The organism is Aeromonas rivipollensis (assembly GCF_010974825.1).
GTDB lineage: Bacteria > Pseudomonadota > Gammaproteobacteria > Enterobacterales > Aeromonadaceae > Aeromonas > Aeromonas rivipollensis.
This window is the reverse complement of the sequence record NZ_JAAILA010000022.1, coordinates 1-25,896: the sequence shown is the minus strand read 5'-3', so window position 1 is coordinate 25,896 and position 25,896 is coordinate 1. Positions and strand designations below refer to the sequence as shown.

Below are 25,896 nucleotides of genomic sequence, written 5' to 3'. Positions count from 1 at the left end.
GACAGTATGACAGTCAAACTCGAAGTGAAATCGCTCTATAAAATCTTCGGAGAACATCCGGAAAAAGCGTTCAAATTGCTGGCGAAAGGGCACGACCGCGCCAGCATACTGCAAAAGACCGGGCAGACCCTGGGGGTCCAGGATGTCAATCTGGCCATCCACGAGGGGGAGATCTTCGTGGTGATGGGCCTCTCCGGCTCGGGCAAGTCCACCCTGGTGCGTCTCTTCAACCGGCTGATCGAGCCGACCCGTGGCCAGGTGCTGATCGATGGCGAGGACATAGCCGCCATCTCGGAGCGCGAACTGCGCCAGGTGCGCCGCAAGAAGATCAGCATGGTGTTCCAGTCCTTCGCCCTGATGCCCCACCTGAGCGTGCTGGAAAACACCGCCTTCGGTCTGGAGCTGGCCGGGGTGCCGCTGGCGGAGCGCCAGCAGAGCGCCCGTCAGGCGCTCCATCAGGTGGGTCTGGGGCAGTGGATCGACGCCTTCCCCGACGCCCTCTCCGGCGGCATGAAGCAGCGGGTCGGCCTGGCCCGGGCGCTGGCCAATGACCCCGACATACTGCTGATGGACGAGGCCTTCTCCGCGCTGGATCCCCTGATCCGCACCGAGATGCAGGACGAGTTGCTCAAGCTGCAGGCGAGCCAGCAGCGCACCATTGTCTTCATCTCCCACGATCTGGACGAGGCGATGCGCATCGGCGATCGCATCGCCATCATGCAGGATGGCCAGCTGGTGCAGGTCGGCACCCCGGACGAGATCCTGAACCAGCCCGCCAACGACTATGTGCGCGCCTTCTTTCGCGGGGTGGATCTCGCCAACGTCTTCAGCGCCCGGGATGTGGCCAGCCGCAAGCAGATGCCGCTTATCAAGAAACACACCACGGACGGGCCGGGCAATGCCCTGCGCCAGCTCAAGGAGCTGGAGCGGGAGTACGGCTACGTGGTGGATCGCAGCCGCCGCTTCCTCGGGGTCGTCTCGGTCGAGTCGCTCGGTCAGGCGGTCCGTGACAAGGGGAGCCTGGAGCAGGCGCTGCTGGCGGACATCCAGCCCATTCTGGCCGACACCTCCCTCAACGAACTCATCAGCCAGGTGGCCGCCGCACCCTGCCAGGTGCCAGTGGTCGAGGAGGATGGCACCTATCTGGGACTCATCTCCAAGGCCAATCTGCTCAACACCCTGGACAGGAGTACCCCGGTATGAATCTCAACCTCTTGAACCGTCTGCTGACCGGCTTGCTGGCGCTGTTGCTATTGACGAGCGCTCCCGCCTGGGCCGACGAGGCGCAGGCCGATCCCTGGGGCGCTGCGACCACCACCACAGCCGAGGATCCCTGGGGCAGTACGGCCACAGAGGCGGCAGACTGGCAGAGCCAGATCGCAATGGTCGATAACAGTGCCGCCGTCGACTGGCTGGATCCCTTCCAGCAGGCCCTGGTGCCGCTGGATACCTGGGTCGAGGGGGGCATCGGCTGGCTGGTGGAGAACCTGCGGCCTGTGTTCCAGCTGATCCGCGCCCCTGTGGAGCTGGCCCTGGGGGCCATGACCCAGCTGTTGCAGACTGTGCCCTCCACCCTGATGATGGGGCTCTTGACCCTGATCGCCTGGCAGCTGGTGGGCGGCCGCATGGCGCTCGGCACGCTCGCGTCTCTTGTTGGGATCGGCCTTATCGGCGCCTGGTCCGATGCAATGGTGACCCTGTCCCTGGTGCTGACCTCGCTGTTCTTCTGCGTGCTGATAGGCTTGCCGGTCGGCATTTTGCTGGCGAGGAGCGAGCGGCTCTCCACCTGGACCCGGCCGCTGCTGGATGCCATGCAGACCACCCCGGCCTTCGTCTACCTCATCCCCATCGTCATGCTGTTTGGCATAGGCAATGTGCCCGGGGTGGTGGTGACCGTCATCTTCGCCCTGCCGCCGATGATCCGGTTGACCATGCTGGGCATTCGCCAGGTGCCCGCCGATCTGGTGGAGGCGGCCCACTCGTTCGGTGCCAGCCCCTCCCAGCTGCTGTTCAAGGTACAGCTGCCGCTCGCCATGCCCACCATCATGGCCGGGGTCAACCAGACCCTGATGCTGGCGCTCTCCATGGTGGTGATCGCCTCCATGATTGCGGTCGGCGGCCTGGGCCAGATGGTGCTGCGCGGCATAGGCCGCCTCGACATGGGGCTCGCCTCCATCGGCGGCCTCGGCATAGTGCTGCTGGCCATAGTCCTCGACCGACTGACCCAGGCGATGGGGCAGCCGGATCGCAGCCGGGTCGGCCGCTGGTATCAGCGCGGTCCCGTCGCCCTGCTGCTGCGCCTGTGCGGCCGCGGCAAATCCCTCGATTACAAAGGAGTAAATGCATGAAACAGATCACCAAAGGATTGACCCTGAGCGCCCTGCTGCTGAGTTCCCTCGCCATGGCCAATACAGCGTTGCCGGGGGAGGGGGTCAAGGTGCAGCCCCTGCAGAGCTCCTTGCCGGAGGAGGCCTTCCAGAGCCTGCTGGTCAGCAAGCTGATGGGCCGCCTCGGCTATGATGTCCAGCCCGCCCAGGAGGTGGATTACAACGTGGCCTACGCCTCGGTGGCGCAAGGGGACGGCACCTTCCTCGCCTTCAACTGGATACCGCTGCAGGACAACAAGTACGAACAGGCTGGGGGCGACAAGGTGTTCTTCCGTCAGGGCACCTATGTGGCCGGCGCCGCCCAGGGCTACCTCATCGACAAGAAGACTGCGGCCCGGTACGGCATCACCAACCTGGGTCAGCTCAAGGATCCCAAGCTGGCGGCGCTGTTTGACGGCGATGGCGACGGCAAGGCCGATCTGGTGGGCTGCAACCCGGGCTGGGGCTGCGAAGGGGCCATCAACCATCATCTGGACGAGTTCGGTCTGACCCCGACAGTCACCCACAAGCAGGGCAACTACGCGGCCCTGATCGCCGATACCCTGGCCCGTTATCAGGCCGGCAAGCCGGTGCTCTACTACACCTGGACCCCCTACTGGCTCAGCAGCGAGCTGGTGCCGGGCAAGGACGTGGTGTGGCTGGAAGTGCCCGCCGATGCCAAAGAGGCGGCCAAGACCCGGCTGCCCAACGGCAAGAACTACGGCTTTGCCGTCAACACCATGCACATAGTCGCCAACAAGGCCTTCACCGATGCCAACCCGGCGGCAGCCAAGCTGTTCAGCATCGTCAAGCTGCCGTTGAACGACATCAACATCCAGAACGGCCTGATGAACAAGGGACAGAACAAGCCGGCGGATGTGGAGCGCCACGCCGATGCCTGGCTCAAGGGACACCAGGCCCTGGTCAATGACTGGCTGACCCAGGCGCGTGCCGCAGCGCAAGACAAATCAGCGGGCTAAGGTCCAGGCGCAGCCCAGTCCATGGATGTCAGCAAGCAAAACGCCCGGCCATTGCCGGGCGTTTTTTATGGTCAGCCGCTTGCACCCGGGATCAGATGCCGGAGCCGTCGTGCTCGCCGCTCTCTTCGTGCAGGCCGCACTCGCGCTTGAGGCCGAAGAAGCGGGTCTGCTCCTCGCTCATGCCCGGCTCCCACTTGGTGGTGGTGTGGACGTCGCCCACCGAGAGGTAGCCCTGCTCCCACAGGGGGTGGTAGGGCAGATCGTGCTCCTTGAAGTAGTAGAAGACGTCCTTGTTGCTCCAGTCGATCACCGGCAGGAACTTGAAGCGGCCGCGCTGTATGGCCAGTACCGGCAGCTTGCCGCGGCTGCCCGCCTGCTCCCGGCGCAGGCCGGAGAACCAGGTGCGGGCGCCGAGCTCGCTCAGGGCTCGGTCCATGGGCTCCACCTTGTTGAGCTGGTTGTAGCGGGTGATCCCCTCCACCCCCTGCTCCCACAAGAGGCCGAAGCGGGCCTCCTGCCAGGCCGGGCTGAGCTCGGCCCGGTAGATCTTCAGGTTGAGGCTGAGGCGCTCGGTCAGCTGGTCGATGAAGTGGTAGGTCTCAGGGAAGAGATAGCCGGTATCGGTCAGCACCACGGGCACATCGCTCCGCTCGCGGCTCACCAGGTGCAGCATCAGCGCCGCCTGGATGCCGAAGCTCGACGACAGCACATGTTCCCCCGGCAGATTCGCCAGCGCCCAGCGCACCCGCTCGGAGGCGCTCATGGCGTCCAGCTCCCGGTTAAGGGGGGCCAGCGCCTCGCTCTGCTCCTCCCGGCCGAGGGCCAGCAGGGCGTCGAGGTCGAGCCTGCCATCGGCGGTCAGTGTCAGCCGCCCGCTATCAATGAGTTCAGGCTGCATAGAAGTCCCTCGCGGAGTCGATGACGGGGGCAATCACCCCAACCCGGATCACGAAGTCGCCGAAGCACTCGTTCGAGTTGCGCTCCTTGGCCCAGCGGCCGATCAGGGCGTCGAGTTCGGCCAGGATCTGCGGCTCCGTGATGTTCTCCTGATAGAGGCGGGGAATGCGGGTCCCTTCGAGGTTGCCCCCCAGGTGCAGGTTGTAGCGGCCGGGGGCCTTGCCCACCAGACCCACTTCCGCCAGCATGGCGCGGCCGCAGCCGTTGGGGCAGCCGGTGACCCGGAAGATGATGGCGTCATCCGCCAGCGCGTGTTTGGCCAGCAGACCTTCGATGTCGGTGACGAAGGCTGGCAGCATGCGCTCCGCTTCTGCCATCGCCAGCGGGCAGGTGGGCAGGGCCACGCAGGCCATGGACTGCTTGCGCTGCTCGCTCACGCCGTCATCCAGCAGGCCATACTGGCGCGCGAGTGCTTCGATGCGGGCCTTCTCGCTGGCAGGCACGCCTGCGATGATCAGGTTCTGGTTGGCGGTGAGGCGAAAATCCCCCTGATGCACTTTGGCGATCTCCAGCATGCCGGTTTTGAGGGGCTTGCCCGGGAAGTCCAGCAGGCGGCCATTCTCGATGAAGAGGGTCAGGTGGTGCTTGCCGTCGATCCCCTCGACCCAACCAAAGCGATCCCCACGGCTGGTGAACTCGTAGGGGCGACTCTCGGCGAAGGGGATGCCGGCGCGGCTCTCCACCTCGGCCTTAAAGGCCTCCACCCCCACGCGTTCAAGAGTGTACTTGGTCTTGGCGTTCTTGCGGTTGACCCTGTTGCCCCAGTCGCGCTGGGTGCTGACCACTGCGGCGGCCACCTCCAGCACGTGGGAGAGCGGGATGAAGCCGAAATCGCTCGCCTTGCGCGGATAGGTGCTGGTGTCGCCGTGGGTCATGGCCAGACCCCCGCCCACCAGTACGTTGAAGCCCACCAGCTTGCCGCCATCTGCGATGGCCACGAAGTTGAGATCGTTGGCGTGGATGTCCACATCGTTGTGGGGCGGGATCACCACTGTGGTCTTGAATTTGCGCGGCAGGTAGTTGGAACCCAGGATCGGCTCCTCGTCACCGCCCAGCTTCTCGCCATCCAGCCAGATCTCCACGTAGGCGCGGGTCTTGGGCAGCAGGTGCTCGGAGATCTTCTTGGCCCACTCGTAGGCCTCCTGGTGCAGCTCGGACTCCACCGGGTTGCTGGTGCAGAGCACGTTGCGGTTCACGTCGCCGGCGGTGGCGATGGAATCTATGCCCGTGCTGTTGAGGGTCTGGTGCATCAGCTTGATGTCGCGCTTGAGCACGCCGTGGAACTGGAAGGTCTGACGGGTGGTCAGGCGGATGCTGCCGTAGAGGCTGTGCTCCTCGGCGAACTTGTCGATCACCTGCCACTGGGCCGGGGTGATGATGCCGCCCGGCAGACGGGCGCGCAGCATGACGTTGTGCAGGGGCTCCAGCTTCTGGGCGGTGCGCTCCGGGCGGATGTCTCTGTCATCCTGCTGATACATGCCGTGGAAGCGGATCAGCTGGAAGTTGTCGCCGTTAAAGCCACCGGTGAGGGGATCCTGCAGATCCTGCTCTATGGTGCCGCGCAGGAAATTGCTCTCGCGCTTGAGGCGTTCGTTGTCGGACAGTGGTCCTTCAACCGGTCCTGCTGCTTGTTTCGAGATTGGTTGCTTGCTCATCAGTAGACATCCCTTTGATAACGTTTGGCACGACGCAATTCGCTCAAATACTCTTCTGCTTCTTCACGGCTTTTGTGGCCATGATCGCTGATCACATCCAGCAGGGCCTCCTGCACATCCTTCGCCATGTGGTTGGCGTCGCCGCACACATAGAAGTGAGCACCTGCTTCCAGCCACTGGTAGAGCTCCTGCCCTGCCTCGCGCAGGCGATCCTGCACATAGATCTTGTTGGCCTGATCCCGGCTGAAGGCCAGGGAAATCTTCGACAGCAGGCCGGATTTCACATAACGCTGCCACTCCACCTGATAGAGGAAGTCCTGGGTGAAGTGAGGGTTGCCGAAGATGAGCCAGTTCTTGCCCTCGGCCCCTTGTGCCTCACGCTCCTGCATAAAGGCGCGGAAGGGGGCTATGCCGGTGCCCGGACCCACCATGATGACGGGGGTATCGGGATTGGCCGGCAGACGGAAGTTGTCGTTGTGCTCCACGAACACCCTGACCTCGGCGTCCTCGGCCAGACGGTCCGCCAGATAGGAGGAGGCGCCGCCAGATCGCACTGTGCCATCTTCCTGGGCATAGCGCACCACGCCGACTGTCAGGTGTACCTCTTCCTCCACCTCGCTCTGGGCGGAGGCGATGGAGTAGAGGCGCGGGGTCAGCGGGCGCAGCAGTTTGACAAGCTGATCCGCGCTCAGGGAGGAGGGGAAGCGCTTGAGCACATCCACCACCTGGGCGCTGGCCACCAGGGCGTTGACCTGGGCCTTGTCGCCGGCCAGATCCTTGAGCGCCGGATTGCCCGATATGTCAGCGAGTCCTGTGATAAAGCCGCCGTGCAAGCGGGTCAGCTCGAAGTGGCGGGTCAGGGCCGCGCGCAAGGGGCCCTGTGCGGTGGTTTCATCGCCGGAGAGGCCGGTCAGGGCCAGCACTTCGCCCACCAGATCGGCGTCATTGTCGAACCAGATGCCGAGGGCATCACCCGGCTGATAAGTGATGCCGGACTCTTCCAGGTTGATCTCTATGTGGCGGATGTCCTTGGTGGAGTCGCGGCCGGTGATCTTCTGATTGACCGAGAGCTTGGCCGGGAAGGGATTCTCCTTGTGATACTGGCTGTGGCCGACGGCTTGCTGCACCGAATCCGCTACGCTGGCGGTCGCGGCCCCTGCGGACAGGGTGGCGGCGACGGCATTGACTGCCTGCTCGCCCCAGGCCTTGGCCGCGTCCTGATAGTCCACGTCCAGGCTCGCGAGTTCATGAATGCGCTCGGCACCCGCTTTTGACAGTAAGTCGTCGAAGTCCTTGCCGGTCTGGCAGAAGAATTCGTAGGAGCTGTCACCCAGCCCCAACACGGCGAACTTGAGACCTTCGAGTTTGCCGATCTTGCCTTTTTTCAGCTGCTCGAACAGATCCACCGTGCTCTCCGGCGGCTCTCCCTCCCCGTAAGTGCTAACGATCACCAGCAGATGGCTCTCTTTCTTGAGCTGCTTGGGTTTGTAGTCCGCCATCGAGGTCAGGGTCACCGGCAGGCCGCGGGCCTTCGCCTGCGCCTGGATGGCGCTGGCGACACCCTTGGCGTTGCCGGTCTGGGAGCCGTAGAGAATGGTCAGGCTGCCACCGGAGGCGGCCACGGCGGCGCTGGTGGTGACGTTCTGGACGCCTGACTGGGAGAGGCCGTAGAGATAACCGCTCACCCAGGCGAGTTGCTGGGTATTGAGGGTCGACAAGACCTGATTCAGCTGGCGCTGCTGCTCGTCAGAGAGCGGGCTTATGGTGGGTATTGGGGCTGTCAATTGCATCACACACGTCTTCCATGGTCTGATTTTTGGTCAGGTTAAGGGGTGCAATGAATAACAACAAAGAATAAAAATATCTTCTTTATGCGATTTATGAATTTATAAAGCCGAAATCCGCCTCAGCGGCTCCCCGGCTGTGGTATAAAAATCGCAATATTGAGTCCCCTTCCGCCTCTCAGGATCTGCCGATGTCCAGACTGTTCCATGTCAATGCCTTCAGCCAGCGCCCCTTCGGGGGCAACCCCGCCATCGTCGTATTGGGCCCCGAGCGCAGCGATGCCGAGCTGCAGGCCATGGCGGCGGAGTTCAACCTGTCGGAGACCGCCTTCCTCACTCCCCTGGGAGAGGCGCACTATCGGTTGCGCTGGTTTACCCCGACGGTTGAAGTGGATCTCTGCGGTCACGGCACCCTGGCGGCCGCCCATGTGCTGTGGCAGACCGGGGCTGTGGCCCGCACCCAGGTGCTGCGCTTCGAGACCCGCAGCGGCGAGCTGCAGGCTTGCCGCGAGGGGGAGTGGATCCGGCTCGACTTTCCGCGCATCCCCCTTGCTCCGCTGACATTGGATCCCGCCTATGCCGAGGCCCTCGGCTGCACGCCGCTGCAGACCCTGGCCGCCGGCGCCAAGTTCCTGCTGGTGCTGGAGAGCGAAGAAGAGGTGCAGGCACTCAAGCCGGACTTCCACGCCCTGGGGGCCCTGCCAGGTCGTGGCCTGATGGTGACTGCGCTCTCCAGCCGGGGAGGCGATGACTTCGTCTCCCGCTACTTCGCCCCCTGGGTCGGAGTGGAGGAGGATCCTGTCACCGGCTCCAACCACTGCGCCCTGGTGCCCTTCTGGGCCGAGCGACTCGGCAAGACGCAGTTGCGGGCGCGGCAGATCTCCGCGCGGGGCGGGGAGCTGGTGCTGGAGTTGCAGGGGGATAGGGTGTGGATGTCGGGTCAGGCGCTGACCCTGTGGCAGGGGGAGTGGCTGCTGCCGCCCGCCCCATAAGCCGCCAGCCGGGCGTACCCTGCTCGCAGCTTTATTCTTTGCCATAAAAAACGCCCCGCAGTTGCGGGGCGTTTTCAGTGCCATCGGGCATCAGGCCAGGCCTGAGGCGATCGCTTATTTCTGTTGCGGACGCAGGGCCGGGAACAGGATGACGTCGCGGATGGTGTGGCTGTTGGTGAACAGCATCACCAGACGGTCGATACCGATACCCTGACCGGCAGTGGGCGGCAGGCCGTGTTCCAGCGCAGTGACGAAGTCGGCGTCGTAGAACATGGCTTCGTCGTCGCCCGCTTCTTTCTGGTTCACCTGATCCTGGAAGCGCTTGGCCTGATCTTCCGCATCGTTCAGCTCGGAGAAGCCGTTGGCCAGCTCGCGGCCACCGATGAAGAACTCGAAGCGATCGGTCACATCCGGGTTCTTGTCGTTGCGGCGAGCCAGCGGGGAGACGGCAGCCGGGTACTCGGTGATGAAGGTCGGTTGCAGCAGCATGTGCTCAACTGTCTCTTCAAAGATGGCGGTGATCACGTGGCCCAGCTCCCAGCCCTTCATCAGCTCGATGTGCAGACCCTTGGCGACGGCCTTGGCGCTCTCCAGGGTGGCCAGATCGTCCTGGGTCACATCCGGGTTGAACTTGAGGATGGACTCGACCATGGTGAGGCGCTGGAACGGCTGACCGAAGTCGATGGTCAGACCCTCTTCGCCCTCTTTGGCGTAACGGATCTTGGTGTCACCCAGGATGTCCTGGGCCAGGGTGCGCAGCAGCTCCTCGGTCAGGTCCATCAGATCGATGTAGTCGGCATAGGCCATGTAGAACTCGATCATGGTGAACTCGGGGTTGTGACGCACCGAGATCCCTTCGTTACGGAAGTTGCGGTTGATCTCGTACACGCGCTCGAAACCACCGACCACCAGACGCTTCAGGTAAAGCTCGGGGGCGATACGCAGGTACATGTCGATGTCCAGCGCATTGTGGTGAGTGACGAAGGGACGCGCGGAGGCGCCGCCCGGGATGACCTGCATCATGGGGGTTTCCACTTCCATGAAGCGCTTCTCGTTGAAGAACTTGCGGATGCCGGCAACCACCTGGGTGCGGATCATGAAGGTCTTGCGGGACTCTTCGTTGGCGATCAGATCCAGGTAGCGCTGACGGCAGCGGGCTTCCTGGTCGGTCAGGCCCTTGTGCTTCTCGGGCAGCGGACGCAGTGCCTTGGTCAGCAGGCGGATTTCGCCCACATGGACGGAGAGCTCGCCGGTGTTGGTGCGGAACAGGGTCCCTTCCACGCCGACTATGTCCCCCAGATCCCACTTCTTGAACTGCTCGTTGTAGAAGCCTTCCGGCAGGTCGTCACGGGTCACGTAGATCTGGATCTTGCCAGCCATGTCCTGCAGGGTCGCGAAGGAAGCCTTGCCCATGATCCGGCGGGTCATGATACGACCGGCAATCTTCACCCGTTTATTCAAGGCCACCAGCTCGTCGGCGCTCTTGTCGCCAAACTCGGCGTGCAGATCGCCGGACAGGCTGTCACGACGGAAGTCGTTGGGGAAAGGGTTGCCCTGGGCGCGCAAGGCGGCCAGCTTGGAGCGACGCTCAGTCATCTCGTTGTTCAGTTCGAGAGTCTGGTCGACTTCCGGAGTAGTGGTTTGTTCAGACATGGTGATTCCTGCTGCTCTGTTTACAGGCCTGATTTCAGGCTGGCTTCGATAAACTTGTCCAAGTCGCCGTCGAGTACCGATTGGGTATTGCGGGTCTCGACGCCGGTGCGCAGATCCTTGATACGGGAGTCATCCAGTACGTAGGAGCGGATCTGGCTGCCCCAGCCGATGTCGGACTTGGTCTCTTCGAGGGCTTGCTTCTCAGCGTTCTGCTTCTGAATTTCCAGCTCGTAGAGCTTGGCCTTCAGCTGCTTCATACACTGATCTTTGTTCTTGTGCTGGGAACGGTCGTTCTGGCACTGCACCACCACCCCGGTGGGGACGTGGGTGATACGCACCGCGGACTCGGTCCGGTTGACGTGCTGACCACCGGCACCGGAGGCGCGGTAGACGTCGATGCGCAGATCCGCCGGGTTGATGTCGATCTCGATGTCGTCATCGATCTCGGGGTAGACGAACACCGAGCAGAACGAGGTATGACGACGGCCACCCGAGTCGAACGGTGACTTGCGGACCAGGCGGTGCACGCCGGTCTCGGTGCGCAGCCAGCCGAAGGCATACTCGCCGGTGAACTTGACGGTGGCGGACTTGATGCCGGCCACGTCGCCGTCAGACAGCTCGATCAGCTCCGGCTTGTAGCCGTGGGCATCGCCCCAGCGCAGGTACATGCGCAGCACCATGTTGGCCCAGTCCTGAGCCTCGGTGCCGCCGGAACCGGACTGGATGTCGATGTAGCAGTCGGAGCCGTCGTGCTGACCGGAGAACATGCGGCGGAATTCGAGATCCACCAGCTTGGCTTCCAGCTGATCGGCTTCGGCCACTGCCTCGTTGAAGGTCTCCTCGTCTTCGCCTTCGACCGCCAGACTGACCAGCATCTCGACGTCCTCAGCACCTTGTGTCAAGACGTCTATGGTGCCGACCACGTTTTCCAGGGAGACGCGCTCCTTGCCCAGCGCCTGTGCGCGCTCGGGCTCATTCCATACGTCCGGCTGTTCCAGCTCGGCGTTGACCTCTTCTAGACGCTCTTTCTTGGCGTCATAGTCAAAGGTACCCCCTAAGAAGCTCTGTCCTCTCAGACAGCTCCTTAAGTTTGTTTAATACAGGATTGACTTCAAACATCGTGAAAACTCTCGGGGTCGATGTGATTTAAAAACGGGATATTCTAGCCAATTGTGGAAGGAATAAACAGGGTTGGCTGGCCCTGGCCGCCTTCTGTCACCGATTTCGGAGGCTATTTTGTGCTTTCTTGCAGAAAATATCGCCAGCCGCGCCATTCTCCGCTTCAGTTCTGTGCGCTTTGGCCGCTAACAACAACATGGAGTGCCGCGCACTTTTCGAGTAATCCTGTTCCTGACCCCACAAGAAGAAAGCACGATGAAAAACCTATCACTCAAGCAGAAGATACTGTTGTCTGTGGTGATCGCCCTCTCCCTGGTGATCCTGCTGCTCTCCTGGCAGAGCTACAGCAGCCAGAAGTCCCTGTTGCTGCAAGGCAGTCAGGAACAGGTGCAGCGCCTCGGCAGCCAGCAGGCCGCCAGCGTCAGTGACTGGCTCGCCGCCCGTCGCGATGTCATCCAGGCCCTTGGCAACAAGGCTGGCCCCGAACCCCTCAATGCCCTGCAACAGGCGCAAGTTTCCGGCCGTTTCCAGCTCACCTATTTCGGTGAGGGCAGTGGCAAGATGAACGACTCTGACCCTTCCATCAACCGTGACGGCTATGATCCCCGCTCCCGTGGCTGGTATCAGGAAGCCATGGCCAAGGGCGGCATGATAGTGACCAAGCCCTACCTGGACGTGGCTTACAACGTCATGGTGGTGACCCTGGCCCAACCGGCCCAGGGCGGCGTGGTCGGCGGCGATCTCTCCATCGCCTCCCTGGTGGAGGATGTCACCAAGATGGCCCTGCCGGCGGACGGTGTCGCCATCCTGATGCACAAGGACGGCACTGTCATTGCCTATAAAGATGCGGCCAAGGCGATGAAGCCCGCGAGCGAGATCGACAACGATCTCTCCAATGCCCTGATCGAGCAGAGCAAGAGCAGCAACAGCCTGCTCCCCGCCTATTTTGACAACGAAGGCCGCGACAAGCTGCTGTGGGCGACGGACATCCCGAACACCGACTGGGAGCTGGTGCTGGTGCTGGACAAGGCCACCCTGGAGGCACCGCTCTCCTCCCTGCTGATGACCCAGCTCGGCCTGGCTCTGCTGGTGCTGGTGGGCAGCATCATCGCCATCTCCTGGCTGGTCAGCCTGCTGCTGGGCCCCCTCGGCAAGGTTTCCCAGGCCTTGGCCCGCATCGCCGACGGTAACGGCGATCTGACCCAGCGCATCAAGATCGATGCCAATGACGAGGTGGGTCAGCTGGCCAACAGCTTCAACCGTTTCGTCGGCAGCCAGCACCAGCTGATCGGCAATATCCGCCAACTCGCCAACGAGCTGAATGCCGATGCGGAGCGCAGCCTGGTGACCAACCAGGCCGCGGTGGAAGAGCTGCAGCGTCAACAGCAGGAGGTGACCATGGTCGCCACCGCGGTCACCGAGATGGCGAGCGCCACCATGGAGATCGCCGGCAACGCCGAGAACACAGCCGCCGCCGCTCAGCAATCTGCCCAGAGCAGCGAGCAGGGCAAGATGCTGGTGAACCAGACTCGTCAGTCCATCAACAACCTGGCCGAGGAAGTGGGTCAGGCCACCGGCGTCATCGGCGAGCTGAGCCGCCACGCCCAGGCCATTTCCGGCATCCTCTCCACCATTCAGGGCATTGCCGAGCAGACCAACCTGCTGGCGCTGAACGCGGCCATCGAAGCGGCCCGTGCCGGTGAACAGGGTCGCGGTTTCGCCGTGGTGGCGGACGAGGTGCGGGTGCTGTCGCGCCGTACTCAGGACTCCACCCAGGAGATCCAGTCCACCATAGAGACGCTGCAGCAGACCACGGCCCGTGCGGTCAGCCTGATGCAGACCAGTCAGGGGCTGGCCGACAACAGCGTCAAGGACGCCGATGCCGCGGCCGCCGCGCTGGAAGAGATCACCCAGGCCGTCTCCCTCATCTCCGACATGGCGGGTCAGATCGCCACCGCCGCCGAGGAGCAGACCCAGGTGACTGGCGAGATCACCCAGAACACCACCGCCATCAAGGATGTGAGTGACGAGATCACCGCCGCCGCCATGCGGGATTTGGATCAGGCGCACCACCTCAAGGGACGCGCCACCAATCTGAACCAGCAGGTCTCGACCTTTATCCTGTAAGAAAGGGTCGAGAAGCGGCGCCACTGCGGCGCCCGATGTAAAAAGCCCCGCACTGGAGTGCGGGGCTTTTTGTTGTCCGTCATCCGGCCAAGGCCGTGATGCGTCCTGACTGTCGCAGGGGCTGAATCCCGGGATGCTCTGGCCTTCCTGGGAACCAGGGGGGCGGGAGAGCGCCAGCAAAGAGCCCACCAAAAGGTGGGCTCTTTCATATGGGGTCTGGCACCCGGGCTTACAGGAAGGGCAGGGCCAGGAACAGCTTGATCACCACGGCGTTGATGATGTCGATGAAGAAGGCGCCCACCATGGGCACCACCAGGAACGCCAGGTGGGACGGGCCGAAGCGCTGGGTGATGGCCTGCATGTTGGCGATGGCGGTGGGGGTGGCCCCCAGACCGAAGCCGCAGTGGCCCGCCGCCAGCACGGCCGCGTCATAGTTGCTGCCCATGACCCTGAAGGTGACGAAGATGGCGTAGAGCGCCATCGCCACCGTCTGGGCGGCCAGCAGGATGAAGATGGGCAGGGCCAGGCTGGCGAGATCCCACAGCTTCAGGCTCATCAACGCCATGGCGAGGAAGAGCGACAGGCTGACGTTGCCGAGCAGGGAGACCTCGCGGTCGCTCACTTCATGCCAGTTGAGCAGGGTCAGCAGGTTGCGCAGCAGCACGCCGACGAAGAGCACGCAGACGAAGACGGGGAGCTCCAGGGCACTGCCCTTGAGGTAGAGGGAGAACATCTCGCCCCCCTTCAGGCTGATGGCGATCAGCGCCAGGGTCTCGATCAGGCTGAAGGTGGTGAGCGGCCGCTCCATGTCCGGCATCTCGAAGCCCTGGGGGGCGCCGTCACGGTTGTGCTCCTCGCCGGGCACCTGCACCTTCTTCACCAGGTAGCGGGCGACAGGCCCGCCGATCAGCCCCCCCAGCACCAGGCCGAAGGTGGCGCAGGCGATGGCGAGCTCGGCGGCAGATTGAACGCCGTACTTCTCGGTGAAGATGGAGCCCCAGGCCGCGCCTGTGCCGTGGCCGCCGGAGAGGGTGATGGAGCCGGCCAGCAGCCCCATGTGCGGGTCCAGACCCAGCAGGGTGGCCAGACCGACCCCCAGGCTGTTTTGCACCAGCAGCAGGCCGGTGACCACCAGCAGGAAGGTGATCACCGCCTTGCCGCCGCGCTTGAGGCTGCCCAGATCGGCGGAGAGACCAATGGAGGCGAAGAAGGCCAGCATCAGCGGGGTTTGCAGTGTGGTGTCAAATTGCAGTTCAAGCTGCATGGTGGAGCGCAGCAGCAGCAGCACCAGGGCGACCACCAGGCCGCCAGCCACCGGTTTGGGGATGTTGAAGGTACGCAGGGGGCCAATCCGGTTGACCAGCAGACGGCCGAGCAGCAACACCAGGGTGGCGGCGACCAGGGTGGCGTAGGAATCAAGTTGTATCATGCGGTACTCCCATGTTGATCGGCTGTGTCTTTGGCGAGAAAGACTCACAGATTCAGCCGGGATAAAAACAGTGTGGCGCAGGCGCCAGTTCAAGAGGGGGCCACAGCCCCAGTCCCAGGCAAAAATGGGATCGATGCGAGCCCGATTTCATCAGGCATCCAGATGACATTCATGAAAAATCCGCCGGATAGTAGCAAAAATCACCGTTTATATCCATGTTCATCATATTAATGCTCAAAACAGTGCATTAACCTAGCATTTAAAACTATGTCCTGGGCGTGCTCCTGCCCGCAACAATGACTGCTGTCATTTGCAGCGGCAGTCTCTATAATTCGCCAGTTTCCCGCCCATGAGCGGAACCGGAATAGGAAGTGAAGGAACCGGTTGAACCTTGAATTGTCCGCCGGTTGTCAGTCCAGAGAGAGGAGAGGGTGTGAAGAAGTCTATCTATATCGCCTACACGGGCGGCACCATAGGGATGCAGCGTTCCGACCACGGTTATGTGCCGATGGCGGGTTTCATGGAAGATTGTCTGGCCCGGATGCCCGAGTTTCACCGGCCCGAGATGCCGGATTATCATATCCACGAATATGCCCCCCTCATCGACTCCTCCGACATGACCCCGGCGGACTGGCAGCGCATCGCCGAGGACATTCGTGACAACTACGAGCAGTACGACGGCTTCGTGATCCTGCACGGCACCGACACCATGTCGTTCACCGCCTCGGCCCTCTCCTTCATGCTCGAAGATCTGCACAAGCCGGTCATCATCACCGGCTCCCAGATCCCGCTCGCCGAGCTGCGCTCCGACGGCCAGCAAAACCTGCTCAATGCCCTCTATATCGCGGCCAACTACCCGATCCACGAGGTGACGCTGTTTTTCAACAATCAGCTCTATCGCGGCAACCGCAGCAAGAAGGTGCACGCGGACGGCTTCCACGCCTTCGATTCGCCGAACTACCCGCCGCTGCTCAATGCCGGCATCGCCATCTCTCTGGAAGCGGGGGAGCTGGGGGAGCCGTCCGAGCGTCCGCTGGTGCTGCACGACATCACCCCCCAGCCCATCGGCGTGGTGACCCTCTATCCCGGCATCTCGGCCGAGGTGATCGCCAACATCTTGCAGCAACCGGTGCGGGCGCTGATCCTGCTCTCCTTCGGGGTGGGCAATGCGCCCCAGAACCCGGCCATGCTGGCGCTGCTCTCCGAGGCCTCGGCCCGGGGCGTCATCATAGTCAACCTGAGCCAGTGCCTGCACGGCAAGGTCAACATGGGCGGCTATGCCACCGGCAACGCCCTCTCCCGGGCCGGTGTCATCTCGGGCTTCGACATGACGGCCGAGGCGGCGCTCACCAAGCTGCACTTCCTGCTGAGCCAGGATCTGCCGGCCCCGCGCATCCGCGAGCTGATGCAGCAGTCCCTGCGGGGCGAGCTGACCCCCTGAGCATTGCGGCCCTCACCCTGGCCCTCTCCCAGGGAGAGAGGGGATAGATGGAGGTGCTGTTGGCAGCCAGGCTCGCCATGAAGATTGCCGGCAGGTGGCCCGCTTACTATCCGCAGGCTGCGGGCCTGCTCCCTTCTCCCCTGGCGGGAGAAGGGCTGGGGATGAGGGGGATATGTCAGAAAAAAGAGAGGGGAGCCATATTGGCTCCCCTTTTGTTGTAGCTGCTGCGGGCTACCTAGCAGGTCAGGCTCAGTGGTTGAGGTCGATCCTGACTATCTCTTCCTCATCGCGATACTGGCGCTTGAGCTCGCTCTTGCTCTTCATCACGATCTCGCCGTCGCGGCCTATGTTCATGTGCTCGGGATCGGCAAGGTGCATCGCCTGCCAGGCCATCACGGCCTGCAGCGAGGTGGCCTTCTGCTCCTCGGTGAGGGGCTGGCCGTCCGGCCACTTGCCCAGCTCGACCGCGGTCTTGAGCCGCTCGTACACTTCTTTGGGCATCTGCCCTATCACCTGTTGAAACGACATCGGCCTCTCCTTGCAAATTGAGCCATGAAGGGATCAGGCAGGCAAATCCTGGCGTACCACGCCAGCCATCTGCTCCATCACCCGCACCACCTGACAACTGTACCCGAACTCGTTGTCATACCACACGTAAAGCACGCAGTGATCCCCCTCGGCTATGGTGGCCTGGGAGTCCACTATGCCCGCGAAGCGCGAACCCACCATGTCGGAGGAGACCAGCTCTGTGCTGGCGCTGTAATCGATCTGGCGATGGAGGGCCGAGCTCAGGGCCATCTGCTGCAGATAGGCGTTCAGGCTCTCCCGATCCGTGCCCTGCTCCAGCGACAGGTTGATGATGGCCAGCGACACATTGGGGGTCGGCACCCGGATGGCGTTGCCGGTCAGCTTGCCCTTGAGCTCCGGCAGCGCCTTGGCCACCGCCTTGGCGGCGCCTGTGCTGGTCATCACCATGTTGAGGGCTGCGCTGCGACCGCGGCGCTCGCCCTTGTGATAGTTGTCGATCAGGTTCTGATCGTTGGTGTAGGAGTGCACCGTCTCCACGTGGCCGTGGCGGATGCCGTACTTGTCCTGCATCACCTTGAGCACGGGGGTGATGGCGTTGGTGGTACAGGAGGCGGCAGAGATGATCTTGTCATCCGGGCCTATCACCTCGTGGTTGACCCCGAACACCACGTTCTTCATCTCCCCCTTGCCGGGGGCGGTCAGCAGCACCCGGGCGGCGCCGCGCGCCTTGAGGTGCTCGGACAGACCCGCCTCGTCGCGCCAGACCCCTGTGTTGTCGACGATCAGCGCATTGTCGATGCCATAGGCGGTGTAGTCGATGTCCGCCGGGCTGTTTGCATAGATCACCTGGATGAAGGTGCCGTTGGCGATGATGGCGCTGCGCTCATTATCCACCTCGATGGAGCCGTTGAAGGGACCGTGCACAGAGTCGCGGCGCAGCAGGCTGGCGCGTTTCTCCAGATCTCCTTCGCGACCGCCACGCACGACTATGGCGCGCAGGCGCAGGGAGTTGGCGGCGCCGGTGCGCTCGATCAGCAGCCTGGCCAGCAGGCGGCCGATGCGGCCAAAGCCGTAGAGCACCACGTCGGTCGGGGCGGGCACTGAATCGCGGTTCAGGGCCGGGGCCAGCTTGGCACGCAGGTAGTCGTCTATGCCGGCTTCATCCTGGTGATCCTGCCAGTAACCCACCGCCAGCTTGCCGAGATCGACTTCGGCGGCGGTCGGGTTCAGGGCGACCATGGCCTGGAGCAGGGGGAAGCTTTGCTGGATGGGGAGGGGAGTGCCCTGGTGGCGGCGAACGACCCTGTGGGCCTTGAGGATGTCGATGGTGGAGGCGTTCTGCAGGGGGCGCCCGTAGAGGGTGATTTCTATCCCTTGCTGTCGGTAGAGGCGACCAATCAAGGGCTGCATGGCTTCGGCGAGCTCCTGGCTCTCCTGCCACGCCTGCAAGTAGTGCTCGTGGGTCATTAACCAGATCCTTTATTTCACGTTGTTGAAGCAAGTTGCCTGGGCAAATTGAAATTCGTCGAATGCAGATCAGTGTAGGGCTGACGGTTTCGTTATATTATTCTGCAGTCGCGGCCTTATACGGCGCGCGCATTGTAATGGATATGTAGCCTGTTTGCTAGTTGGCGGTGGCCAGGGCGGGTTGCGATTGTTACCAACCAGATGTGAACCATGACCCTATTCTCACAGCGTCCGTTACTGCTCCCCCTCGCCTGTTGTCTGACGCTGATGGCCTGCGATGACGACAGGATCCACAACATCTGCACCCAGTCTCCGGCGCTCTGTGCGGATCTGGTGGACGACGGCTGGTGTCGCCATGAGCGCAGCGATGTCATCCGCGCCCGCTACTACCTCCAGGAGGAGGGCACGGACAGGCACAGGTACGAGCTGATGCGTGACCTGGAGCGTTACCTCCAGTGCGCCGAACACTCCACCAACATCGAATACAAGCGGGCCCGCGAGCAGAAGAGCCCCAGGGTGGAGGGCATGCTGGCCGCCGGCGCTCAGCTGGAGCAGCTGGATGCCCAGACCCGTGGCTCCCAGGATCCCTATCTGCTGCTCTGGCACTGGACCAACAACACCAATCCAGCGGCCCGTGCCAGCTTCCTGGCGCTGGAAGGCACCCCCGCCCTCGAGGAGCCGGAGTTGCAGCTGGCTCTGGGGGGTATCTATGCCAAGAGCGAGCCCCAGAAGGCCATCGCCCTGATGCATCACGCCCTCTCCCTCTATGGGGAAGGGGACAAGGTCAACAGCCGGATCCTCACCGCTCTCAGCACCCTCTACATGGGGCAGAAGGCGTTTGATCTGGCCTATCAGTGGGGCAAGGTGAGCGAGTCGTTTCAGGAGACCCCCGAGGTCTCGTCCACCCGCCTCGGGATCTACCATGCCATCGGCAAGGAGCAGCAGGAGAGGCTGGATCAGGCGGCCGCCACCATAGTCGAGGCGCTTAGAGCCGGGAGCTACCAGGCCCCATGATATCGCTGCCATCCGGTGCCCCCGAGTGGGCCCATGCCTTCGACATCCGCCTCGTCCATGGTCAGGTTCCCTGCGAGGGGAGGGTGCTCGAGCGGACCACGGTCAGGGCCGTGGTGATGCGCGGGGATGAACTGTTGCTGGTGCACTCTCGCGTCAACGGGGATCTCATGTTCCCCGGGGGCGGCATAGAGGCGGGGGAGTGTCACCATACGGCCCTGGCCCGGGAGCTGCGCGAGGAGTGCGGCGCCGAGCTGGTGGCAGTGGGTCTGCTGCTCGGGCAGACCCGGGAGTTTCGCGCCGCCCGCGAGGCCTACTATGACGCCTACTGCATCCGCTCCTTCTATTACCTCTGCCAGGTGGGGGAGGACTGGAGCGAGCCGCACCCCCAGCCCTACGAGATACGTCTTGGCTTCACCCCGGGCTGGTTCGCCATGGAAGAGGCCCTGCAGACCAACAAGACCCAGCTGGCCGGCCCCTGCCCCCAGTGGACTGTGCGCGAGACCCGGGTGCTGGCCGAGTTGCAGCACTGGGCAGAGGCCGGGTTGCTGAGCTGATAGTCATGGGTTTCTGAAGATAAAAAAACCGCCTTTCGGCGGTTTTTTTGTTGTCGTTGCCGGATCAGGGCACGCAGACCGGGCAGAAGGCGTAGGTGCCTTGCGGGTCATTGAAGCGGGTCAGCGGGTCCAGGCTGCGGTTCATCTCCACCAGCGCCTGGCCCAACCCTGCGGGCAGCCAGCTTTGCAGGTGCGGGGCCAGCGCCTGGGCGCTGCTGTCAAACAGCTCGCGCAGGAACTTGTCCCTTGCCGACTCTTCCGGCGCTATGGGGGTGACCTGCCAGCTCTTGAGGTTGGCGAGCTCGGCGGCGGCCTTGAGGGCGTCGTCCAGGTTGCCGAACTCGTCCACCAGCCCCAGCTCCTTGGCATCCTGACCGGTCCAGACCCGGCCTTCGGCGGCTTTCTCCGCCTCTTCCGGGCTCAGGCCGCGGCCCTTGCCGACCAGACCGACGAAGCGTTGGTAGGTGTCTTCCACGCTCAGCTGGATGGCCTGGCCGACGTGCTCCGGCAGGGCCCGGGTCAGCCCGACTCCCACGAAGTCTGTGGTGCCGACGCCGTCGGTGTGCACCCCGTACTGGGAGAGCGCCTTGTCGATGGTGGCGAACATGCCGAACACCCCGATGGAGCCGGTGAGTGTGGTGGGGGAGGCGAAGATCTTGTCCGCATCGGCGGAGATCCAGTAGCCACCGGAGGCGGCGTAGCTGCCCATGGAGATGACTACCGGCTTGCCCGCCTGTTTCAGGGCCAGCAGCTCGGCGCGGATCTGCTCGGCGGCGAAGGCGCTGCCCCCTGGGCTGTCGACCCGCAGTACCACGGCTTTGACCAGATCGTCGCGGCGGGCCTCGGCCAGCAGCTCGGAGAGGCTGTCACCGCCTATGGTGCCGGCCGGCTGGATCCCGTCCATGATGGCGCCGCTGGCGGTGATGAGGCCCACCTCATCCTTGCCGCTCTGGGGATATTGCTCGGGGATGGCGGCCAGATACTCTTTCAGCCCGACCCCTTTCCAGCCGTGATCCTCGCTCTCGCCCACCTCCTTGATGACCGCCTGGGTCATCTCGTCGCGGGTGGCGAGCTGATCCACCAGACCGTTGTCGAGGGCGTAGCTGGCAGCATTGCCACCGGCCTTGCGCAGCAGCTCGAGGAAGTGATCCTTGTCTGGCGCGACCGCATCCGGTTCTATCTCCCGCTGCTCGGCCACGTCGGTGACATAGGATTGCCACAGCTGATCCAGCCAGCGCTGGTTCGCCTCCTTGCTCTCGGGGGACATCTCGTCACGGGTATAGGGCTCGACGAAGGATTTGTAGGTGCCGACCTTGAACACATGGGGGGTGACGTTGAGCTTCTCCAGCGCCGACTTGAAGTAGGTCTGGTAGACCCCAAAGCCTTCGATCAGCACGGCGCCGCTCTGGTTGAGCAGCACGTGATCGGCATGGGCGGCGAGCAGGTAGGCGCCCTGGCTGTAGTAGTCGGCCATGGCGATGACCGGCTTGCCGCTCTCCTTGAATGCGTCTATGGCGCTCGCCACCTCCTGTAGCTTGGAGAGGCTGGCCCCCTGCAGTCCCTGGGGCTTGATCACCAGCGCCTTGATGCGATCGTCATCTCCGGCGCTCTTGATGGCCCACAGCAGGTCGGAGAGGACGATTTCACTGGGCTGATCGTCGCTCTTCTCCATCTGTCTCAGCAGCTGCACCGTCGGATCGGTTTGGGTGCGCTGTTCCACCAGCACGCCTGCGAGATTGAGGGTGAGGGCGCCCTCTATGGGGGTGCTTGGGGTCTCGCTCTGGTTGAGGCTGAAGGCGATGACCAGCACGACGATGAGAAACAGCAGATTGACCAGCATCAAGCGGGTAAAGTTGAGCAGACGCCAGAGGCTGCGAAACAGCCACCCCAGACCTTTGAAAATAGACATAGCCGTGCTAACGCCCTGTTAATGGGTAGAGAAGGGCATTATTAACCAGTTGACCCGCCAATTGCCATTTTCGCTTGGCCGCGATCGCTCCCCCTGGCTTCGGGATACGGCTGTTCGCTGAAAAAATGTCCAAACATTTGTTTGAAAAAGGATTTTCGATTCTTTACTCTAGCCTCAATTTGATAACAAAAAATTAACTGGAGGCCCTGTGAGCCGCTACCCGACGTTGCCGATCCCTCTTGAGTCAGCTTGTGCCCCCTCGCGTCGCAGTGTGCTCGCGATCCCCTGCGCCCCTGTCTTGCAAGGAGCCACATCATGAGCCTTTATCCCACCCTGCTGACTCCCCTGGATCTCGGCTTTACCCAGTTGAAGAACCGGGTCTTGATGGGCTCCATGCATACCGGTCTCGAGGAGGAGAAGGGGGGCTTTGACAAGCTGGCCGCCTTCTACGCCGAGCGCGCCCGCGGCGGTGTCGGCCTCATAGTCACCGGCGGCATAGCCCCCAACCTGCGGGGGCGCCTGGTACCCCATGGCTCCCAGCTCAGCTTCCCCTGGCAGGTCGCCAAGCACAAGAAGGTGACCGGCGCCGTGCATCAGGAGGGGGGCAAGATAGCCCTGCAGATCCTCCATGCCGGCCGCTATGCCTACCATCCGTTCAGCCTGGCGCCAAGCGCCATCAGGGCTCCCATCTCTCCGTTCAAGCCGCGGGCCATGAGCGAGCGGCAGATCCGTGGCACCATACGGGACTTCGCCTCGACCGCGGCCCTCGCCAAGGCGGCGGGCTATGACGGGGTCGAGGTGATGGGGTCGGAAGGCTATCTCATCAACCAGTTCATCTGCGAGCGCACCAACCAGCGCAGCGACGGCTGGGGCGGCAGCAGCGAAAACCGCATGCGCTTCCCGCTGGAAATAGTGCGGGCCATTCGCGAGCGGGTCGGCACCGACTTCATCATCATCTTCCGTCTCTCCATGCTGGATCTGGTGGAGAAGGGCTCCTCCCTGGAGGAGGTGATCGCGCTCGGGAAAGCGCTGGAGCAAGCCGGGGTTAGCCTCATCAATACCGGCATCGGCTGGCACGAGGCGCGTATCCCCACCATAGCCACCAGCGTGCCGCGGGGCGCCTTCAGCTGGGTGACCGCCGAGCTGAAAAAGCACCTCACAGTGCCGCTTATCACCACCAACCGCATCAACACCCCCGAGGTGGCCGAGCGCATCCTGGCGCAGGGGGAGGCGGACATGGTCTCCATGGCGCGCCCCTTCCTGGCGGATCCCGAGTTTGTCATCAAGGCCGCCGAGAACCGGGCGGACGAGATCAACACCTGCATCGCCTGCAACCAGGCCTGCCTCGATCACGTGTTCAAGCAAAAACGCGCCTCCTGCCTGGTCAATCCCCGCGCCTGTTTCGAGACCGAGCTGACGTTTGGCCGGGTGCCCCAGCCCAAGAAGCTGGCGGTGGTGGGGGCCGGGCCGGCCGGGCTGGCGTTCGCCTGCTACGCCGCCGAGCGTGGCCATCAGGTGAGCCTGTTCGATCAGGCGCCGACCATAGGCGGCCAGTTCAACTTCGCCAAGCAGATCCCGGGCAAGGAGGAGTTTCATGAGACCCTACGCTACTTCGCCAGGCGGCTGGAGAAGTGCGGCGTCGAGCTCTATCTCGGCCAGCGCCAGAGCGCCGAGAGCCTGCTTGGCGGCGGTTTCGACGAGGTGATCCTCGCCACCGGCATACGCCCGCGGACCCCCAACATCCCAGGGATCGAGCATCCCAAGGTATTGAACTACCTCGATGTATTGCGCGATGGCAAGCCGGTCGGCCAGAAGGTGGCGGTGATCGGGGCCGGCGGCATCGGCTTCGACGTGGCCGAGTTCCTGGTGGAGAAGAAGGCGGAGGGGAGCGCGGATCATCATCGCGATCACTGGCTCAAGGAGTGGGGTATCGACAAGAGCCTGGGTGAGCGCGGCGGCCTGATCAAGCCCGAGATAGACGCTCCCGAGCGCCAGATCTGGTTGCTCCAGCGCAAGGAGAGCAAGGTGGGGGATGGCCTGGGCAAGACCACAGGCTGGATCCACAGAACCGTGCTCAAGAACCGCAAGGTGCAGATGCTCTCCGGCGTGCAGTACCTGCGCATCGACGACGAGGGGCTGCACATCCAGGTGGGTGAGGCCAGGCAGTGCCTGCCGGTGGATCAGGTGATCATCTGCGCCGGGCAAGAGCCCCTGCGGGAGCTGCAGGCCGGTCTGCAGGCGGCGGGCAAGCCGGTGCACATTATAGGCGGTGCCGACGTGGCGGCGGAGCTGGACGCCAAGCGGGCCATCCGCCAGGGGGCCGAGCTGGCGTCCGTTATCTAGCGCCCTGGCCTTGGCTGACAGCATGATGATAACCCCCTGACTATCAGGGGGTTTCTATTGGTGGCGCGGGCTGGCCCTGGCTGTGCTCCCCTTCGGGCTGTGCTAAGGTAGCGCCATCATTGCCCCCTGATAAGGAACTGACCATGGATGCCCTCTCCCTGTTACTCAACCGCCACTCCTGTGGCCGTCTGACCACACCGGCCCCGAGTGGCGAGGTGCTCGACAATATTCTGAAGGCCGGCCTGCGGGCACCGGATCACGGCACCCTGACACCCTGGCAGTTCATCCTGTTTGAAGGGGAGGGGCGCGAGCGTCTGGGGGCCCTGCTGGCGGACGCCGCTCGCGCCCGCGGCGAGGATGACGAGAGCATCGAGAAGAGCCGCGCCGCGCCCCTGCGAGCGCCCTTGGTGGTGGCCGTCGCGACCCGCTATCAGGCACACCCCAAGGTACCTAAACTGGAGCAGGAGCTCTCCGCCGGCTGCGCCCTGATGGCGATGCAGATGGCGGCCCAGGCACAGGGGTTCAACGGCATCTGGCGCTCCGGCTGGTTCATCTTCGATGAGGTGATCAATCAGGGGCTGGGGCTGGCACCGGAGGATCAACTGGTGGGCTTCCTCTACCTGGGCACCCCCATGCTGGAGGCGCGCAAGCTGCGCGAGTTGCCTGTCGCTGACTTCGTGCGTCGCTTCTAAGCCACGGATAGTGCAGAAAGGCCCTGATTATTCAGGGCTTTTTTATTTACCCTGTCCCGTCCTGAATATGGTTTACACCTTTCCCCCACATAAATGGAGAATCCGATGGGACAAGGTGTGAAACGAACACAGCGCGATTACTCGCTGACTTTTAAACTGGCGCTGGTCGAGCAGATTGAAAAAGGCGAGCTCACCTACAAACAGGCGCAGACTCGTTATGGCATTCAGGGCCGCTCCACCGTTCTGGTATGGTTGCGTAAACATGGTCGGCAAGATTGGAGCCAGGGGGCTTCTGTGCGCGCCGGCAGGACTATCACCATGCCTGACCCCGACAACCAGACGCCCGAACAGCGCATCAAGGAACTCGAGCAGCAGCTGGCGCTGATGAGCCAGAAGGCCCAGTTCTTTGAGGCCGTCGTCGATGTGCTGAAGAACGACTACGGCGTCTCCATCGTAAAAAAGCGACCCGGCAAGTCCTCTCGCAGCGGCAAGTCCAGAGGCTGACCATCGTCAGGGCTTGCCTGTTTCTGGGGATAAGCCGTCAGGCTTACTACAAGCGCAATCGGGTTGCAGACCTGCGCCATGCACAGGGGCTGCAGGTGGTGCGCTTCGTGCGTCAGGTACGACTGCGCCAACCGCGGGTCGGTACTCGCAAGCTGCATTATCTGCTGCAGGGTCAGGATGATGGCGGGCTCAAGGTGGGGCGGGACAGGCTGTTTCGGATATTTGCCGAGCACCGCCTGCTGGTTCACCCCAGGCGGGCGTATCACTAGACCACCCACAGTTTTCACCGCTTCTACCGTCATCCCAACTTGCTCAAGGCAGGGTCTGAGCAGGTCACGCCGGTGGCTCCAGAGCAACTTGTGGTCGCCGACATTACTTATCT

The 25,896-nt window shown here is 63.1% G+C and carries 19 protein-coding genes and 1 pseudogene; 11 read left to right on the top strand and 9 right to left on the bottom strand.

What is annotated here, in order from left to right:
• Positions 1-6 precede the first annotated feature (6 nt).
• Genes proV through proX form a run of 3 tightly spaced genes read left to right on the top strand, consistent with a single transcriptional unit; the run spans position 7 to position 3,346 of the window.
• Positions 7-1,203, top strand: coding sequence for a glycine betaine/L-proline ABC transporter ATP-binding protein ProV (proV, locus tag G4923_RS13595; protein ID WP_163137381.1), 1,197 nt, complete (start codon positions 7-9; stop codon positions 1,201-1,203).
• Positions 1,200-2,348 (top strand): glycine betaine/L-proline ABC transporter permease ProW, encoded by a 1,149-nt coding sequence (proW, locus tag G4923_RS13590; protein WP_163137380.1) that lies wholly within the window; start codon positions 1,200-1,202, stop codon positions 2,346-2,348. Before proV ends, proW begins: the two co-directional genes overlap by 4 nt.
• Positions 2,345-3,346, top strand: a complete 1,002-nt coding sequence (gene proX / locus G4923_RS13585; protein ID WP_163137379.1) for a glycine betaine/L-proline ABC transporter substrate-binding protein ProX — start codon at positions 2,345-2,347, stop codon at positions 3,344-3,346. Before proW ends, proX begins: the two co-directional genes overlap by 4 nt.
• 91 nt (positions 3,347-3,437) lie before the next feature.
• Here the strand turns inward: proX and G4923_RS13580 are convergent, their stop codons facing one another.
• Genes G4923_RS13580 through G4923_RS13570 form a run of 3 tightly spaced genes read right to left on the bottom strand, consistent with a single transcriptional unit; the run spans position 3,438 to position 7,748 of the window.
• Positions 3,438-4,244 (bottom strand): phosphoadenylyl-sulfate reductase, encoded by an 807-nt coding sequence (locus tag G4923_RS13580; protein ID WP_163137378.1) that lies wholly within the window; start codon positions 4,242-4,244, stop codon positions 3,438-3,440.
• A complete protein-coding gene (cysI, locus tag G4923_RS13575; protein WP_163137377.1) occupies positions 4,234-5,958 on the bottom strand; it encodes an assimilatory sulfite reductase (NADPH) hemoprotein subunit in 1,725 nt (574 codons plus the stop codon). The genes G4923_RS13580 and cysI overlap by 11 nt, the downstream gene beginning before the upstream one ends.
• Entirely contained in the window at positions 5,958-7,748 is a 1,791-nt protein-coding gene (locus G4923_RS13570) for an assimilatory sulfite reductase (NADPH) flavoprotein subunit (protein WP_163137422.1), read from the bottom strand. Before G4923_RS13570 ends, cysI begins: the two co-directional genes overlap by 1 nt.
• Before the next feature lie 185 nt (positions 7,749-7,933).
• Between G4923_RS13570 and G4923_RS13565 the strand changes: the two genes are divergently transcribed.
• Positions 7,934-8,734, top strand: coding sequence for a PhzF family phenazine biosynthesis protein (locus G4923_RS13565; protein WP_420884903.1), 801 nt, complete (start codon positions 7,934-7,936; stop codon positions 8,732-8,734).
• 114 nt (positions 8,735-8,848) lie between these two features.
• Here the strand turns inward: G4923_RS13565 and lysS are convergent, their stop codons facing one another.
• Both lysS and prfB read right to left on the bottom strand, forming a co-directional pair.
• A complete protein-coding gene (gene lysS / locus G4923_RS13560) occupies positions 8,849-10,387 on the bottom strand; it encodes a lysine--tRNA ligase (RefSeq protein WP_163137376.1) in 1,539 nt (512 codons plus the stop codon).
• A gap of 20 nt (positions 10,388-10,407) precedes the next feature.
• Positions 10,408-11,506 (bottom strand): peptide chain release factor 2 gene (gene prfB, locus G4923_RS13555; RefSeq protein WP_163137375.1). Its coding sequence is split into 2 segments (ribosomal slippage): positions 10,408-11,430 and positions 11,432-11,506, totalling 1,098 coding nucleotides; the frame shifts between segments, so codons are not numbered across the junction.
• A gap of 255 nt (positions 11,507-11,761) precedes the next feature.
• Between prfB and G4923_RS13550 the strand changes: the two genes are divergently transcribed.
• Positions 11,762-13,633, top strand: a complete 1,872-nt coding sequence (locus G4923_RS13550) for a methyl-accepting chemotaxis protein (protein ID WP_106887660.1) — start codon at positions 11,762-11,764, stop codon at positions 13,631-13,633.
• A 229-nt stretch (positions 13,634-13,862) separates the two neighbouring features.
• Here G4923_RS13550 and gltS read toward each other — a convergent pair whose 3' ends face one another.
• Entirely contained in the window at positions 13,863-15,062 is a 1,200-nt protein-coding gene (gltS, locus tag G4923_RS13545) for a sodium/glutamate symporter (protein WP_025325999.1), read from the bottom strand.
• A 433-nt stretch (positions 15,063-15,495) separates the two neighbouring features.
• Here gltS and ansA point away from each other — a divergent pair, with 433 nt between their 5' ends.
• Complete coding sequence (gene ansA / locus G4923_RS13540) at positions 15,496-16,503, top strand: asparaginase (RefSeq protein WP_025326000.1); 1,008 nt, start codon at positions 15,496-15,498, stop codon at positions 16,501-16,503.
• A gap of 249 nt (positions 16,504-16,752) precedes the next feature.
• On the opposite strand, the gene G4923_RS13535 is transcribed toward ansA, so the two are convergent.
• Both G4923_RS13535 and G4923_RS13530 read right to left on the bottom strand, forming a co-directional pair.
• Positions 16,753-17,031, bottom strand: coding sequence for a YeaC family protein (locus tag G4923_RS13535; RefSeq protein WP_163137374.1), 279 nt, complete (start codon positions 17,029-17,031; stop codon positions 16,753-16,755).
• Positions 17,032-17,064: 33 nt separating this feature from the next.
• Positions 17,065-18,498, bottom strand: coding sequence for a glyceraldehyde-3-phosphate dehydrogenase (locus tag G4923_RS13530; protein WP_163137373.1), 1,434 nt, complete (start codon positions 18,496-18,498; stop codon positions 17,065-17,067).
• A 210-nt stretch (positions 18,499-18,708) separates the two neighbouring features.
• Here G4923_RS13530 and G4923_RS13525 point away from each other — a divergent pair, with 210 nt between their 5' ends.
• Positions 18,709-19,512, top strand: coding sequence for a DUF2989 domain-containing protein (locus G4923_RS13525; RefSeq protein ID WP_163137372.1), 804 nt, complete (start codon positions 18,709-18,711; stop codon positions 19,510-19,512).
• Positions 19,509-20,066: an NUDIX domain-containing protein gene (locus G4923_RS13520; protein ID WP_163137371.1), complete on the top strand. Its 558-nt coding sequence runs from the start codon at positions 19,509-19,511 to the stop codon at positions 20,064-20,066. The genes G4923_RS13525 and G4923_RS13520 overlap by 4 nt, the downstream gene beginning before the upstream one ends.
• Positions 20,067-20,130: 64 nt before the next feature.
• Here G4923_RS13520 and sppA read toward each other — a convergent pair whose 3' ends face one another.
• Positions 20,131-21,975, bottom strand: coding sequence for a signal peptide peptidase SppA (gene sppA, locus G4923_RS13515; RefSeq protein WP_106887655.1), 1,845 nt, complete (start codon positions 21,973-21,975; stop codon positions 20,131-20,133).
• Between the two features lie 315 nt (positions 21,976-22,290).
• Between sppA and G4923_RS13510 the strand changes: the two genes are divergently transcribed.
• The 3 genes and pseudogenes from G4923_RS13510 to G4923_RS13500 all read left to right on the top strand — a co-directional run.
• A complete protein-coding gene (locus G4923_RS13510; RefSeq protein ID WP_163137370.1) occupies positions 22,291-24,318 on the top strand; it encodes an NADPH-dependent 2,4-dienoyl-CoA reductase in 2,028 nt (675 codons plus the stop codon).
• Between the two features lie 143 nt (positions 24,319-24,461).
• Entirely contained in the window at positions 24,462-25,010 is a 549-nt protein-coding gene (locus tag G4923_RS13505; RefSeq protein ID WP_163137369.1) for an NAD(P)H nitroreductase, read from the top strand.
• 105 nt (positions 25,011-25,115) lie between these two features.
• Positions 25,116-25,896, top strand: a pseudogene (locus tag G4923_RS13500) (transposase family protein); the annotation flags it as partial.

What these genes read in the sequence shown, in the direction of transcription:
- proV (WP_163137381.1), top strand. Translation starts at nt 7, where the DNA reads ATGACAGTCAAACTCGAAGTGAAATCGCTCTATAAAATCTTCGGAGAA.
- proW (WP_163137380.1), top strand. Translation starts at nt 1,200, where the DNA reads ATGAATCTCAACCTCTTGAACCGTCTGCTGACCGGCTTGCTGGCGCTG.
- proX (WP_163137379.1), top strand. Translation starts at nt 2,345, where the DNA reads ATGAAACAGATCACCAAAGGATTGACCCTGAGCGCCCTGCTGCTGAGT.
- G4923_RS13580 (WP_163137378.1), bottom strand. Translation starts at nt 4,244, where the DNA reads ATGCAGCCTGAACTCATTGATAGCGGGCGGCTGACACTGACCGCCGAT.
- cysI (WP_163137377.1), bottom strand. Translation starts at nt 5,958, where the DNA reads ATGAGCAAGCAACCAATCTCGAAACAAGCAGCAGGACCGGTTGAAGGA.
- G4923_RS13570 (WP_163137422.1), bottom strand. Translation starts at nt 7,748, where the DNA reads ATGCAATTGACAGCCCCAATACCCACCATAAGCCCGCTCTCTGACGAG.
- G4923_RS13565 (WP_420884903.1), top strand. Translation starts at nt 7,934, where the DNA reads ATGTCCAGACTGTTCCATGTCAATGCCTTCAGCCAGCGCCCCTTCGGG.
- lysS (WP_163137376.1), bottom strand. Translation starts at nt 10,387, where the DNA reads ATGTCTGAACAAACCACTACTCCGGAAGTCGACCAGACTCTCGAACTG.
- G4923_RS13550 (WP_106887660.1), top strand. Translation starts at nt 11,762, where the DNA reads ATGAAAAACCTATCACTCAAGCAGAAGATACTGTTGTCTGTGGTGATC.
- gltS (WP_025325999.1), bottom strand. Translation starts at nt 15,062, where the DNA reads ATGATACAACTTGATTCCTACGCCACCCTGGTCGCCGCCACCCTGGTG.
- G4923_RS13535 (WP_163137374.1), bottom strand. Translation starts at nt 17,031, where the DNA reads ATGTCGTTTCAACAGGTGATAGGGCAGATGCCCAAAGAAGTGTACGAG.
- G4923_RS13530 (WP_163137373.1), bottom strand. Translation starts at nt 18,498, where the DNA reads ATGACCCACGAGCACTACTTGCAGGCGTGGCAGGAGAGCCAGGAGCTC.
- G4923_RS13525 (WP_163137372.1), top strand. Translation starts at nt 18,709, where the DNA reads ATGACCCTATTCTCACAGCGTCCGTTACTGCTCCCCCTCGCCTGTTGT.
- G4923_RS13520 (WP_163137371.1), top strand. Translation starts at nt 19,509, where the DNA reads ATGATATCGCTGCCATCCGGTGCCCCCGAGTGGGCCCATGCCTTCGAC.
- sppA (WP_106887655.1), bottom strand. Translation starts at nt 21,975, where the DNA reads ATGTCTATTTTCAAAGGTCTGGGGTGGCTGTTTCGCAGCCTCTGGCGT.
- G4923_RS13510 (WP_163137370.1), top strand. Translation starts at nt 22,291, where the DNA reads ATGAGCCTTTATCCCACCCTGCTGACTCCCCTGGATCTCGGCTTTACC.
- G4923_RS13505 (WP_163137369.1), top strand. Translation starts at nt 24,462, where the DNA reads ATGGATGCCCTCTCCCTGTTACTCAACCGCCACTCCTGTGGCCGTCTG.